Below are 14011 nucleotides of genomic sequence, written 5' to 3'. Positions count from 1 at the left end.
CTCATGGCCAAGAAAAAATCCAAGGTAGTCCTGCCCCCCGGCCCCGTGATGGTCGACGTGGCGGGAACCTCGCTGACCAAAGAAGAGAAGACCCGTCTGCGCCACCCCTTGGTGGGCGGCGTGATTCTTTTCGCCCGCAATTTTGAAAATCGCAAACAGCTGACCAAGCTGACTCGCCAGATCCACAAGGCCCGCAAGGAGCCGCTGCTGATCCTGGTGGACCACGAGGGCGGCCGCGTGCAGCGCTTCCGCGAAGACGGTTTCACCGCCTTGCCCGCCATGCGCGACCTGGGCACCCTGTGGGACCGCGACCCCTTGCAGGCCATGCGCCTGGCCACCGAGGCCGGCTACGTGCTGGCCGCCGAACTGCGCGCCTGCGGCGTGGACATGAGCTTCACGCCGGTGCTGGACCTGGACTACGGCGCCAGCCAGGTGATTGGCAACCGCGCCTTCCATTCGGACCCGCGCGTGGTCACGATGCTGTCGCGCGCCCTGATCCAGGGCCTGGCGCTGGCCGGCATGTCGGCCTGCGGCAAGCACTTTCCGGGCCACGGTTACGTGGGTGCGGATTCGCACCACGAAATTCCTGTCGACCCGCGCAAGCTGGACGACATCCTGAACGACGACGCCGCGCCCTACGCCTGGCTGGGCGACGCCGTGCTGCCGTCGGTGATGCCCGCGCATGTGATCTACCCGAAGGTGGACAAGCACCCGGCCGGCTTTTCCAAGAAGTGGGTGCAAGACATCTTGCGCAAGCGCCTGGGCTATGACGGCGTGGTGTTTTCCGACGACCTGACGATGGAAGGTGCGTCGGTGGCGGGTGATATCCTGGCGCGTGCCAAGGCGGCGTTGAACGCAGGTTGCGACATGGTGCTGGTGTGCAACCGGCCGGACCTGGCCGACGATTTGCTGTCGCGCCTGAAGTTCGACCACGCGCCCGAATCGGTTGAACGCATCCGCCGCCTGATGCCGCGTTTCGATGCGCCCGACTGGGATACCTTGCAGGCCGAACACCGTTACCAGAATGCCCGACGACTTCAATCTCAAATCGTTCCTGTCTGACCTGCCGCATCTTCCAGGTGTCTACCGGCACCTGGATGCAGCAGGCGAAGTCATGTATGTCGGCAAGGCGCGCGACCTGAAGAAGCGCGTCTCGTCGTATTTCCAGAAGAACCTGGCCAGCCCGCGCATTGCCCAGATGGTGTCGAAAGTGGCACGGCTGGAGGTCACCGTGACGCGCTCGGAAGCCGAAGCGCTGATCCTGGAAAATAACCTCATCAAGAGCCTGAAGCCGCGCTACAACATCCTGTTTCGCGACGATAAGTCCTACCCCTATCTGCTGATCACCGGCCACGAATGGCCGCGCATTGCCTACTACCGTGGCGCCACCAACAAGCGCGGCCAGTACTTCGGCCCGTTCCCCAACGCCTGGGCAGTACGCGAAACGATCCAGATCCTGCAAAAAGTCTTCCGCCTGCGCACCTGTGAAGACACCGTCTTCGCCAACCGCTCGCGCCCCTGTCTGCTGCATCAGATCGGGCGCTGCTCGGCGCCGTGCGTGGGCGCCATCGAGGCCCAGGAATACGAGCGCGACGTGCAGCGCGCGGTGCGCTTCCTGAATGGCGAAGCCCGCGATGTCATGGGCGAAATCGAAGCGCGCATGCAGCAGGCGGCAGGTGAGTTGCGTTTTGAGGAAGCCGCCGCGCTGCGCGATCAGATGGGTTCGCTGGCGCGAGTGCTGCATCAGCAGACCATGGAAAACACCAGCGGCGAAGACACCGACATCATTGCGGTGGCCGTGGCGGGCGGCAAGGTCTGCGTCAACCTGGCGATGGTGCGCGGTGGCCGCCATCTGGGCGACAAACCCTTCTTTCCGACGCATGCCGAAGGCGAGGCCGCGCCGCAGGTGCTTGAGGCCTTCATCGCCCAGCACTACACCGACAACGCGATGCCGCCCGTGCTGGTCTGTTCGCATGCCTTGCCCGACCCGGAACTGATCAACCTGCTGGTCGAACAGGCGGGTGGGCGTCCGTCACGCCTGCTGACCCGTCCGCAGGGCGCGCGCCGGTCGTGGCTGGAACAGGCGGGCAAGAACGCCGAGATGGCGCTGGCCCGCGCGCTGACCGAATCCGGGGCCCGCGCCGGCCGCACGCTGGCGCTGGCCGAGGCGCTGGACCTGGACACCGATGAAGCCGCGCTGGATGCGCTGCGCATCGAATGCTTCGACATCAGCCACACGGCCGGCGAAGCCACGCAAGCATCGTGCGTGGTGTTTGAACACCACGACATGCAGCCCTCGCTGTACCGCCGTTACAACATAGCCGGCATCACCCCGGGTGACGATTACGCCGCCATGCGTCAGGTGTTGACGCGCCGTTTCGCCAAGGTGGCGGACGGCGATGCCCAGATGCCCGGCCTGGTGCTGATCGACGGCGGCAAGGGCCAGGTCGAAGTCGCGCGCAAGGTCTTTGCGGAATTGGGGCTGGACATCCAGACGCTGGTGGGCGTGGCCAAGGGAGAAGGGCGCAAGGTCGGCCTGGAAACCCTGGTGTTCGCCGATGAACGGCCGCCCGTGGCGTTGGGCGGGGAGTCCGCCGCGCTGATGCTGATTGCCCAGGTGCGCGACGAGGCGCACCGTTTTGCCATCACCGGCATGCGGGCGCGCCGCGCCAAGACACGCAATGTGTCGCGGCTGGAAGAAATTGAAGGGGTGGGCGCCCGCCGCCGTCAGCGCCTGTTGGCCCGATTCGGCGGGTTTTCGGGGGTGGCGTCCGCCAGCATCGAAGACCTGGCATCGGTGGACGGCATTTCCCAGGACCTGGCCGAACGCATCTACGAGGCGCTGCGTGGCTAGCCCCAAAGCCGGCCAGGGCGCGGCCGCCATGCCGCACCGATACAGCCAGCGTCATCCGGCTGATGTAGCATACGAACACTATGCCAATTAACGTACCCATTATCCTGACGTGGCTGCGCATCGCCATGATTCCGCTGGTGGTCGGGCTGTTCTACCTGCCCGAGAGCTGGATGTCGGTTCCCACGCGCGACACCTTCGCGGCGTGGGCGTTCATCATCGCGGCGCTGACCGACTGGTTCGACGGCTGGCTGGCCCGCCGCTGGAACCAGACCTCGGCCTTTGGCGCCTTCCTGGATCCTGTTGCCGACAAGCTGATGGTCTGCGCCGCACTGATCGTGCTGCTGGACCTGAGCCGCGTCGACGCCTTTATCTCGCTGATCATCATTGGCCGTGAGATCACCATTTCCGCCTTGCGCGAATGGATGGCCAAGATCGGCGCCAGCGCCAGTGTCGCCGTGCACCGCCTGGGCAAGTTCAAGACCGCCGCGCAGATGGTGGCGATTCCCTGCCTGCTGTACAACCAGCCCGTCTACGGCATCAGCACCAAGCTGCTGGGCGACGTGCTGATCATCGTTGCCGCGGTGCTGACGGTCTGGTCGATGCTGTATTACCTGCAGCGCGCCTGGCCCGCCATTCGCGAAAAAGCGCTGTAGCCGGAGACAACCCGCGCACCGCATTGCTTGCGTGCGCCACCTGCCGCTTTCGCGGCCTTTTGCAATGAACACCGCCGCGCAAGCCTTGCCCTCGGACGCCGAAGTTCGTCGGCGCGACTGGAAAACCATCCTGCTGATCGGTGTGGCGCATGCTGCATCGCACTTTTTCCAACTGGTGCTACCCCTGCTCAACGTGTCCCTGGCCACGGCATTCGGCCTGGACTTCGCGCGCGTGGGGGCGCTGGTCGCCACGTTCTACGTGGTGTCGGGCATCGGCCAGGCATCTTCGGGTTTCGTCGTGGATCGCATCGGCGCGCGACCGGTGCTGTGGTTCGGGCTGGCGTGCTTTGTGTTGTCGGGTGTGTTGATCGGCTCGGCCAACGGCTACACGATGCTGATGGCGGCCGCCATCGTCGGGGGCATCGGCAATTCGGTGTTCCATCCGGCCGACTATTCCATCATCAACCACCGCATTACGCCGTCCCGCCTGGGGCATGCGTTTTCGGCGCACGGGCTGACCGGCAACCTGGGCTGGGCGTTGACGCCGATATTCATGACCACCATCATCTTGCTGGCCGACTGGCGCGTGGCCGCATACAGCGCCGCGGGGCTGGTGGCGGTGGTGCTGGTGTTGACGGTGTTGGGCGGCAAGCTGCTTGGCGGGCCCTTGCCGCTGGACGCTGACGCCACGGATGAAACCCCGGCCGCCACAGCAGCGTCCAAGGCCGCGCCCAAGCCGCAAGAGGGCGTGCTGACCACCCTGGCAACGCTGTGGTCCAAGCCAGCCTTGTGGGGCGCGTTCCTGTTCTTTGCGTGCACGTCGATTGCACTGTCGTCGGTGCAGAACTACACGATTCCGCTGTTGGACCAACTGTACGGTCTGTCTGAAGTGGTGGCCAGCTCGGCCTTGTCGGGCTATATGGTGGCGTCGGCAGTGGGCATGGCGGCGGGCGGCTTCCTGGTGTCGGCCAACCCGCGCACCGAGCGCACCGTCATGGTGGCGCTGCTATTGGCCGGCCTGACGTTGGTGGTGCTGGCCCTGGGCCTGGTGCCCGCCGCGCTGGCCGCGCCGGTGGTGGGCCTGGCCGGCTTCTGCTCGGGCGTGGCCGCGCCCTCGCGCGACATGCTGATCCGACGCGTCACGCCCAAGGGGTCCACCGGTTCTGTCTATGGCCTGGTGTATTCGGGCATGGACGTGGGCTCGGCCGTGGGCCCGCTGGCGTTCGGCCTGCTGCTGGACGCAGGATTCCGACAGGGGCCCTGGGTGGGCGCGGGCGTGGCGTTCGCGGCGGCGGCGTTGCTAGCGCAGTGGATCGCCGTGCAGGCGCGGCGTGCCGATCCCGTGCTGGCGGGGGGAGCGGTCGCCCGGTCCTGACGGCTCCTGGGTGCGGTCTCCTCCCGGCTTGCCCGGCCCCAACAGCATCAGCCCAATCAAACCGATCAGCACGCATAGCGCCACGTAATAGGCCGGCACCATCAGGTTGCCGGTTTGCTGGATCAGCGCGGTGTTGATGAAGGGCGCCAAGCCGCCAAACAGCATCACCGCCAGGTTGTACGACAGCGACACCCCCGTGGAACGCAGATTCACGGGCAGGATCTCGGTCATCAACGCGGGGGTGGGCCCCCACATGAAACCCATGCAGGCCGCCGCCAGCAACTGCGCCTGCAGCAGGGTGGCGAAAGACGGCGCCTGCAGCACGCGCGCCATCATGAACCACGTGACTACGCCAAAGGCGAACGTGGCCGGCAGCATGAGGGCGCGGCGCGTCAGGCGGTCCGACAGCGCGCCCGACAAGGGGCACAGCACCAGCAGCAGCACGGCGGCCAAGGCGCTGCTCAGTTGCGCGTCGCCCATCGTCAGCCCCAATTCCGTGACGGCGAAAATGGGCAGGTACAGCAGCATGACGTAGTTGGACGCCGTGCCCGTCACCACAATGCAGAACGACCCGATCAGTTCGCGCGGATAACGCGAAAACAGCGTGCGCAGCGTGGTGCGTTCGGGTTTGACGAGCTGGTCCTGAAAGCGGCGGAATTCGGGCGTTTCATCTACCTGCGTGCGCAGGTAATAGCCGATGGGTCCGATCAGGATGCCGAACAGGAACGGCACGCGCCAACCCCAGCTTTCCAGGTCAGCCGTCGATAAATTCGACGACAGCAGATACACCACGCCCGCCCCGGCTGAAAACGCCAGCGACTGCGAGCACATCTGAAAGCTGCCGTACAGGCCGCGCCGCCCCGTGGGGGCGAATTCCACCAGCATGGCGCTTGCGCTGGCGTATTCGCCGCCCACCGAAAACCCCTGGATCAGCCGCGCCACCAGCATTAACACGCTGGCCGCCACGCCGATGGACGCATAGGTGGGCAGCAGGCCGATCAGGGCGGTGCCGCCCGCCATCATCAGAATCATCAGCGACAACGCGCGACGGCGCCCGTGGCGGTCGGCGTACATGCCCAGCACCAGGCCGCCGATGGGGCGCACCGCGAAGGCCACGCCAAAGGTGGCCAGCCCCAGCAGCAGCGACGTCGCGCTGTCGCCGGTGGGAAAGTACAGGCGCGAAATCACGGCGGCGAACATGCCGTAGATGGCGAAATCGAACCATTCGAAGGCATTGCCCAGTACCGAGGCAATGACCACGCGGCGCCGCATGGCGGCCGACACTTGATAAGCGGGGGAAGACGAAGACGTCATCTTGGACTCCTGCGAACGCCGTAGAGGCGCAAGGGGACACGGGCGCGTTGCCTGGCAACGCGGCCCGAGGACTCGACAGCAAGAAAAGGGAAGGATCAGCCCAGGCGGTCGCGCACGATCTCGACGAAGACGGCTGCCCCGGTGGGCAGGATGTCGTCGTCGAAGTCGTATTCAGGGTGATGGCAGAAGTGGCCGTCCTGGCCGACGAAGAAGTAGGCGCCCGGGCATTCCTGCAGCAGATAGGAGAAATCTTCCGAGGCCATCAGCGGCGTGATGCGGTCATCAACCAGGTCGGCTCCGACCACGCGCGCCGCAGCGGCCGCGACGGTGGCCGCCGGGCCGGGCGCATTGATGGTGGGCGGGCAGCCCATGCCGAATTCAAGGTCGATGCGGGTGGCATTGGCCACCCCCAGCCCCTCGCATATTTCGCGCACCCGGCGCAGCGCCGTTTCTCGTGCGGGGATGCTCATGGTGCGCACGGTGCCGCGCAGTTCGATCATGTCGGGGATGACGTTGGGCGCGGTGCCGCCGTTCATCATGCCCACACTGACCACGCCCGCCACCAACGGGTCCAGGGAGCGGCTGACCACGGTTTGCAGCATGCCGACCAACTGGCTGGCGATGACGACCGGGTCATTGCCCTGCTGCGGCATGCCGCCGTGGCAGCCCACGCCATGCACGCGAATGACGAAACCGTCACAGGCGGCCAGCAACGCGCCTTCACGCACCGCCACGCGCCCCTTGCCCAGCATGGGGTTGTTGTGCAGACCGTAGATTTCGTCGCAGGGAAAGCGGGTGAACAGCCCGTCCTGAATCATGGCGACGCCGCCGGCCAGGGTTTCCTCGGCGGGCTGGAAGATGAAGTTCAGCGTGCCGGCAAAGTCCCGGTTTTGCGACAGGTGCTGCGCCACGGCCAGCAGCGTGGCCGTGTGCCCGTCGTGTCCGCAGCCATGGAAAGTGCCTTCATGGGTAGAGCGGTAGGGCAGCGTGGTTTTTTCCTGCATGGGCAGCGCGTCCATGTCGGCCCGCAAGCCGATGCGGCGCTTGCCCGGGCGCTCGCCCTGCAACACGGCCACCACCCCCGTGCCGCCGATGCCGCCATGCACGTCCAGGCCCCATTGCCGCAGCTTGGACGCCACCAGGTCAGCGGTGCGGTGTTCCTGGAAACTCAGCTCCGGGTGCGCGTGAAGGTCTTGCCTCCATTGCGCGAACTCGGGTTGACGCTCGACAAACCAATCTCGCACTTGCATTGCCGCCTCCTTGGGGGAGTGAATGTCTAAGGTTCGGATGTGGCGGCGAGCCGGGCGGCCCGCCTGATGCCGTGCGAACCATAAACGAAATCGATAGCGGGCAGTGCGTGTGCAACTAATTGTTAATAGGTGCCGCGGTGCACCAATGCATTTATTGCCGAACCGTGCGCACGTCGGCTGGGGGCGCGGTTTCCACGTTGCTGCGCCAGGGGTTGATGTCCAGTCCGCCGCGGCGCGTGTAGCGTGCGTACACGGTCAGGTGTTCGGGGGCGCAGGCCTGCATGATGTCGCTGAAGATGCGTTCCACGCAGTGCTCGTGGAATTCAGCGTGCTGGCGGAACGACACCACGTAGCGTAGCAGCGATTCGCGGTCGATGGGGGCGCCCCGGTAGCGGATCTGCACGCTGGCCCAATCGGGCTGGCCGGTCACCGGGCAGTTGGACTTCAACAGGCGCGAGGCCAGCGTTTCTTCGACCACGTCGCCGGGCCGGGTGCGCAGCACTTCGGGCGCGGGCTCGTAGGTGTCGATCTCAACGTCCAGCTTGTCGATATAGATGCCGTCCAACTCTCCCATGCGCAGTTCGGAAAAACGTTGCGGCAGGAAGAAGTCCAGGCCAACGGGAGCGCCCGCGGCGGCGCTCAGGTCGCGTTCCAGGCGCCCGCGCAGGGCCGCCGAATTCACCAGGCGCGTCTGGTTGAACGAATTCAGATAGAGCTTGAATGACTTGGATTCAATGATGTTGGGGCTGTCGGCCGGCACCGAGAACGTGGCCATGGCCACGCGCGGCTTGCCCTTGGCGTCCAGCCAGGACAGCTCGTAGGCGTTCCAGATATCCACGCCCCTAAAGGGCAGCTTGCCGGCTTCCAGGTTCAGCGCCGCACGGTTATGCGAACGGGCGATGGGAAAAAGCAGCGAGGGATCGTATTGCGAGGCGTAGGCCACGCTTTGGCCCAGGGGGCCGTGAGACAGGGTCATGGCAAATCAAGAAATTCGGGGGAATGACGGCATTGTAGGCGCTGCAAAAAGCGCCGAATTTCCGCATTATGAAATGTAAGTCTCGTCATGTGAAAGTTCCTGCTGCTGCGCAACCAAAGCGCATTTCACAGATGGCAAATTCATTCCGCAATACGAAATGGAAGTTTTAATTCATTGATTTTAAAGAAAAACATTTTTCATCTTCTATAAGACATAAGCCCACATTGCCCTGCAGCACAGGCATAGACTTTCTCCAACGATTCACGCAATGCAAGACGCGAATCTTTTGAAGTCTTCCCATCACTGACCAGGAGCAACACCATGAGCACTCGCGAAACCGAAATCCGCAATTTGCAGAAAGACTGGGCCGAGAACAGCCGCTGGCAAGGCATCAAGCGCGACTACAGCGCTGAAGATGTCATCCGCCTGCGCGGCTCGATCAGCGTGCAGCACACGCTGGCCGAACGTGGCGCGACCCGCCTGTGGGAATCCCTGCATAGCGAACCCTTCGTGAATTCGCTGGGCGCCCTGACCGGCAACCAGGCCATGCAGCAGGTCAAGGCCGGCTTGAAGGCCATCTACCTGTCGGGCTGGCAAGTGGCCGGTGACGCCAACCTGGCCGGCGAGATGTACCCCGACCAATCGCTGTACCCCGCCAACTCGGTGCCGCAAGTGGTTCGCCGCATCAATAATTCACTGGCGCGCTGCGACCAGATCCAGTGGATGGAAGGCAAGAACCCGGGCGACGAGGGCTATATCGATTATTTCGCGCCCATCGTGGCCGATGCCGAAGCCGGTTTCGGCGGCGTGTTGAACGCCTTTGAACTGATGAAGGCCATGATCGACGCGGGCGCCGCCGGCGTGCACTTTGAAGACCAATTGGCGTCGGTGAAGAAGTGCGGCCACATGGGCGGCAAGGTGCTGGTGCCCACCCGCGAGGCCGTTGCCAAGCTGGTGTCGGCCCGCCTGGCCGCCGACACGATGGGCACGCCCACCGTGCTGCTGGCCCGCACCGATGCCGACGCGGCTGACCTGGTGACCAGCGACGTCGACGAAAACGACCGCCCGTTCATCACCGGCGAGCGCACCGTGGAAGGCTTCTTCCGCACCAAGGCCGGCATCGACCAAGCCATCTCGCGCGGCCTGGCCTATGCGCCTTACGCCGATTTGATCTGGTGCGAAACGTCCACGCCCAACCTGGAATACGCCCGCAAATTCGCGGACGCCATCCATCGCCAATTCCCGGGCAAGCTGCTGGCGTACAACTGCTCGCCCTCGTTCAACTGGAAGAAGAACCTGGACGACGGCACCATCGCCAAGTTCCAGCGCGAGCTGGGCGCCATGGGCTACAAGTTCCAGTTCATCACGCTGGCCGGCTTCCATGCGCTGAACTACGGCATGTTCGAACTGGCCCACGGCTATGCCCGCCGCCAGATGAGCGCCTTCGTGGAATTGCAGCAGAAGGAATTCGCCGCCGCCGACTTGGGCTTCACCGCCGTGAAGCACCAGCGCGAAGTGGGCACCGGCTACTTCGACGCCGTGACGCAGACGATCGAAAACGGCCAGTCTTCAACCACCGCCTTGACCGGTTCCACGGAAGAGGCCCAGTTTGAACACGGCCAGGAACAGAAGGTGGCTTGATCGCGTTATCGCTTTATCGCACTACCGCATGACCCGTCGCCCGGTAAGCCGTTGACCGGGCGACAAGATTGATTGCTTTGCAGTTGCAGTTGTAGGTGCTGTTGTAGGGTGGATTCGGGGTGCCTTCGGGCACCCTTTTTTTTCCCTAGGCCAGCACGCTTGCGCGTCAGGCGGCGGCGGCCTCTTGCTCAAGCGAGGCCATGTCGATCACGAAGCGGTACTTCACATCGTTCTTGGTCAGGCGTTCATAGGCGTCGTTCACGGCCTGGAGCCTTTGCGGATTCGGGCACGCAGGTCAGAAAAATAGGCGGCGTCGGCGGGAGCCGCTGGGGCGGAAGATGCGCCGACAAGCATCAAGCTTCGCAACTGAAGCCGATCCTGATCTTTGCGGATGAGTTCGCGTACATACTCGCTGCTGGTGCCGTGGCCTCTTTCGGTGACTTGTTCGTCAACAAAGGATTTCAGCGCGTCCGGAAGGGAAATGTTTATGGTGCCCATCGCCCTAGATTAGGGGCCTTGGCGAAATATGGCAAAGCCGTACTTCCCGACCCCTAATCCGCCACCGTCGGTGCCTCGCCCAGCGCCGCCAGGCATTCCTTCAAAGGCGGAATGCCCTGCGCCAGCCTCGCGACCGTTGCCGCGTCGACGTGCGACAGCGGCGGGATTTCGGCCAGCACGCGGACGTCGCCGAAGCGTTCGATGGCTTCTTTGTTGCCGGGGGACAGCGGGCCGCTCATCACCACACCCAGAATCGGGATGCCACGGCGCTTCAGGGCTTCCAGGCTGAGCAGCGTGTGGTTGATGGTGCCCAGGCCGCTGCGCGCGGCCAGCACCACGGGCATGTCCAGGCGCGCGATCAGGTCGATCATCATGTGCGTGTCGTCGATGGGCACGTACAGGCCGCCCGCGCCTTCCACGATCAAGGGCGCGGTGGTGGCGGGGGGCACGATGGTGGTGGCGTCGACCACGGTGTCTTCCAGCGTGGCGGCGGCCCAGGGCGACAGCGGCGCTTGCAGCACGTAGGCGGGCAGGTGCAGGCGTTCGGGCGGTAGTTGCGCCAGTTCGGCCACGGTGTCGGTGTCGCCCCGTTCTTCGGATACGCCGGTCTGCACCGGCTTCCAATAATCAGCATTCCAGGCGCGCGCGAGGATGGCGGACACCAGCGTCTTGCCGATGCCGGTGTCAGTGCCGGTCACGAAAACCCCGGCGGGGCGTAGCGTCGATTTTTTCCACATACCGTAGGCCAGGTGATACGTCACCGAGGCTCCAAGTTCGTCAAACGCCGCCAGCACGCGGCGCAACGCCGCCGCGGATAGCGGCGGACGTCCGGGCGCGGGCGTGGTGGCGCCGATGCCTTTCAGGCCCTTCAGGAAAGTCAGGCCATCAGGATGATTTTGTATCAGCCGTTCGCCGCGCACGCCACCGGTCAGATTGTTCATGGCGGGACGGATGGCCTGGCACGGCGGGTAGGGCGGCGTGGCGGCGACGAAGCCCGCCGCCTGATGCGCGTGCTGCCATTCAGCGAACGTGCCGGCGGCCAGCGTAGCCACGGCCAGATGGCCGCCGGGCGCCAGTAGCGCAGCCAAGCGGCCCAGGCCGGCGTTCAGGTCGGTGAACCACTGCACGGCCAGGCTGGAGCAGATCAGGTCGTACTCGCCATCCAAGCCCTGCGGGTGTTCGCCATCCAGCAACTGAAAGCGCGCCGTGCCGGGTAGCGCCGGGCCGCGCTGGGCGGCGGCGAGCATGGCGGGCGAGATGTCGGTGATGGTCCAGTCCGCCTTACCCAGCCGGCGCGCCAGGGCCTGGGTCAGCAAGCCGGTGCCGCAACCGATCTCCAGGATGCGAGGACGCGCGGGCAAGCGCAGGCAGGCGATATCGCTGGCCAGCCGTTCGGCGGTTATGCGCTGGATGGGCGCGTGGTCTTCATAGCGGTGGGCAGCCGCGCCGAAGCGGGCGCCGACCCGGGTGTTGCGGGGCGTGGCTTGCATCAGTCGGCAGGCGCCACGCGGTCGATGAACGCGGCAATATGGCGCGCGCACCAGGGCGCGGCCGACACCGGCAACAAATGGCCGCCGTGTTCCAGATCGTGCCGTTCGTCGCCCACGCGGCCGCCGAACGCGGCTTGCGTCATGGTGGGGGGGACGATGGGGTCGTCCAGTCCGGCCAAGATCAGCAAAGGAACGGGCAGCGCCGCCAGGGCGTTGCGCTGGTCTTCGTCACGCAAGGCTTCAAGATCGCGGGCCAGCGGTTCCAGGCGCGGCGAACCGAAGGCGGAAGCATCGCCGCAGCGTTCGCGGAAGTCTTGCAAGACGGCGACGGGGTCGGCGGACAGCCGTTTCATCATGCGGTCCAGCATACGGCGCGGCACCCCGGCGTCAAAGTCCGGCGCGGCGCCAAAGCGCGGAAACCCGTTGATCGACACCAAGCCCACGCAGTGGGACGGCAGATTCCGCAACAAGCGCAGCACGCCCAGCGAATGGCCGATGGCGATGACGGGGGCGATGGCTGCTGCCGGCGCTTGCGCGGCGCCGAAGTAACCGGCATCGGTAACGGCTTGTGGCCAGTCTTCAAGCTCGGCGCGCAGCGGCGTCCAGACAGACGCGTCGAACGCCCAGCCGTGTACGAAGAGCAGGGTGGGGCGCGTGGGGCTCATGCCAGCACCGCCTTGATGCCATCGATCAGTTGCGCGACGTCGGCATCGCGGTGCGCGGCGCTGAGCGTCAGGCGCAGGCGGCTGGTGCCGGCCGGCACGGTGGGCGGGCGGATGGCCACGGCCAGCAGGCCACGGCGTTCCAGGGCGGCCGCCATGTCCAGCGCGCGCGCTTCGTCGCCCACGATGGCGGGCACGATCTGCGTGGAGGAATCGCCCGTGTCCAGGCCCATGCCTTGCAGCGCGGCGCGCAGCCGGTCACCGGCGGCAGTCAGCCGGGCGCGCTCGGCGTCCAGCGTGGGCACCAGGTCCAGCGCGGCGTCCATGGCGCCCAGCACGGCGGGCGGCAGCGCCGTTGTGTAGATGAAGCCAGAGCAGGTGTTGATCAAGTAGTCGCACAGCGCGCGCGACCCGGCCACATAGGCGCCGAATCCGCCCAGCGCCTTGCTGAACGTGCCCATCGCCAGGTCGATACGCTCCGGCGCCAAGCCCGCCAAGCCCATGCCGCCCGGACCCAGCACGCCGGTGGCATGCGCTTCGTCCAGGTAAACAAAGGCTTGATAGCGGTCGGCCAGGTCCGCCAGCCGGACAACGTCGGTTCGGTCGCCGTCCATGCTGAACACGCTTTCCGTAACGATGAAGCGGGCCACGGGCTTGCCCGCGCCGGTCTGCACGCGAGCGGCGAGCAGGCTTTCCAGATGATCCAGGTCGTTATGCCGGAACCGGATCTGCCTGACCCCAGCGGCCTGGCAACCCTGGTGCAGGCTGGCGTGATTCAGCTTGTCCGCGTACAACTCGATGTCGCCCAGGCTGGCGGCGGCGCGCAGCAGGGCGGGCAGCACGGCGGCGTTGGCCTGCCAGCCCGAGGCCAGCAGCAGCGCGGCCTCGGTGCCTTTCAGACGAGCCAGCTTGGCCTCGACCTGTTCGTGCAAGTCCAGGTTGCCGCAGACCAGCCGCGACGCTTGCGCGCCCGCGCCATGGCGCGCGGTCCATTCCCGGGCGCGTTCGATCAGCAGCGGGTGCTTGGACAGGCCCAGGTAATCGTTGCTGGAAAAGTTCAGCACAGGCGCGCCATTGAGCACAATGCGCCCGGGCGGCGCGGCCGTGGCGGTGCGCAGGCGGCGGCGTACGCGGCGGGTGTCGGCGGCGGCCAACTCGGAGAGAAACAGCGAATCCAGCTTAGACATCAATCGTTCCGGCAGCGGCTGGGCAAGGGGAACGCCCGCGCCAAGCCGTAGAATGCGGGCCATTGTAGTGGAGGCGCGCACGGCGTTTTCCGGGGTCCGGGACGCCAGGAA

The 14011-nt window shown here is 65.6% G+C and carries 12 protein-coding genes; 5 read left to right on the top strand and 7 right to left on the bottom strand.

What is annotated here, in order from left to right:
* The first annotated feature begins 3 nt into the window (after positions 1-3).
* From nagZ to WBR68_RS18055, 4 genes are all read left to right on the top strand, one after another.
* A complete protein-coding gene (nagZ, locus tag WBR68_RS18070) occupies positions 4-1062 on the top strand; it encodes a beta-N-acetylhexosaminidase (protein ID WP_050448448.1) in 1059 nt (352 codons plus the stop codon).
* Entirely contained in the window at positions 1025-2854 is a 1830-nt protein-coding gene (uvrC, locus tag WBR68_RS18065) for an excinuclease ABC subunit UvrC (protein ID WP_230694904.1), read from the top strand. The genes nagZ and uvrC overlap by 38 nt, the downstream gene beginning before the upstream one ends.
* An 80-nt stretch (positions 2855-2934) precedes the next feature.
* A complete protein-coding gene (pgsA, locus tag WBR68_RS18060; protein ID WP_006225674.1) occupies positions 2935-3507 on the top strand; it encodes a CDP-diacylglycerol--glycerol-3-phosphate 3-phosphatidyltransferase in 573 nt (190 codons plus the stop codon).
* A 64-nt stretch (positions 3508-3571) separates the two neighbouring features.
* A complete protein-coding gene (locus WBR68_RS18055) occupies positions 3572-4882 on the top strand; it encodes an MFS transporter (protein WP_230694903.1) in 1311 nt (436 codons plus the stop codon).
* On the opposite strand, the gene WBR68_RS18050 is transcribed toward WBR68_RS18055, so the two are convergent.
* From WBR68_RS18050 to queF, 3 genes are all read right to left on the bottom strand, one after another.
* Positions 4808-6196 carry an MFS transporter gene (locus tag WBR68_RS18050; protein ID WP_230694902.1) on the bottom strand — a complete coding sequence of 463 codons (1389 nt, stop codon included), beginning with the start codon at positions 6194-6196 and terminating at the stop codon, positions 4808-4810. The two genes, WBR68_RS18055 and WBR68_RS18050, sit on opposite strands and share 75 nt — an antisense overlap.
* A gap of 95 nt (positions 6197-6291) precedes the next feature.
* On the bottom strand, positions 6292-7446 hold the full coding sequence (locus WBR68_RS18045) for a M20 aminoacylase family protein (protein ID WP_230694901.1): 1155 nt from the start codon (positions 7444-7446) through the stop codon (positions 6292-6294).
* 151 nt (positions 7447-7597) lie between these two features.
* Positions 7598-8422, bottom strand: coding sequence for an NADPH-dependent 7-cyano-7-deazaguanine reductase QueF (gene queF / locus WBR68_RS18040; RefSeq protein ID WP_050448444.1), 825 nt, complete (start codon positions 8420-8422; stop codon positions 7598-7600).
* A 321-nt stretch (positions 8423-8743) separates the two neighbouring features.
* On the opposite strand from queF, the gene aceA reads away from it, so the two are divergent.
* Positions 8744-10063 carry an isocitrate lyase gene (gene aceA, locus WBR68_RS18035; RefSeq protein ID WP_050448443.1) on the top strand — a complete coding sequence of 440 codons (1320 nt, stop codon included), beginning with the start codon at positions 8744-8746 and terminating at the stop codon, positions 10061-10063.
* 258 nt (positions 10064-10321) lie between these two features.
* Here aceA and WBR68_RS18030 read toward each other — a convergent pair whose 3' ends face one another.
* Genes WBR68_RS18030 through WBR68_RS18015 form a run of 4 tightly spaced genes read right to left on the bottom strand, consistent with a single transcriptional unit; the run spans position 10322 to position 13900 of the window.
* Positions 10322-10561, bottom strand: a complete 240-nt coding sequence (locus WBR68_RS18030) for a ribbon-helix-helix domain-containing protein (protein ID WP_230694900.1) — start codon at positions 10559-10561, stop codon at positions 10322-10324.
* Between the two features lie 53 nt (positions 10562-10614).
* Complete coding sequence (gene bioD / locus WBR68_RS18025) at positions 10615-12051, bottom strand: dethiobiotin synthase (protein ID WP_230694899.1); 1437 nt, start codon at positions 12049-12051, stop codon at positions 10615-10617.
* Positions 12051-12716 (bottom strand): alpha/beta fold hydrolase, encoded by a 666-nt coding sequence (locus WBR68_RS18020; protein ID WP_230694898.1) that lies wholly within the window; start codon positions 12714-12716, stop codon positions 12051-12053. Before WBR68_RS18020 ends, bioD begins: the two co-directional genes overlap by 1 nt.
* Entirely contained in the window at positions 12713-13900 is a 1188-nt protein-coding gene (locus tag WBR68_RS18015; RefSeq protein ID WP_230694897.1) for an aminotransferase class I/II-fold pyridoxal phosphate-dependent enzyme, read from the bottom strand. Before WBR68_RS18015 ends, WBR68_RS18020 begins: the two co-directional genes overlap by 4 nt.
* Positions 13901-14011: the final 111 nt, after the last annotated feature.

The organism is Achromobacter sp. JD-1, assembly GCF_038594925.1.
Lineage (GTDB): Bacteria > Pseudomonadota > Gammaproteobacteria > Burkholderiales > Burkholderiaceae_B > Achromobacter > Achromobacter spanius_C.
The sequence above is the reverse complement of the archived record's forward strand: the minus strand, read 5'-3'. Positions and strand labels throughout refer to the sequence as shown.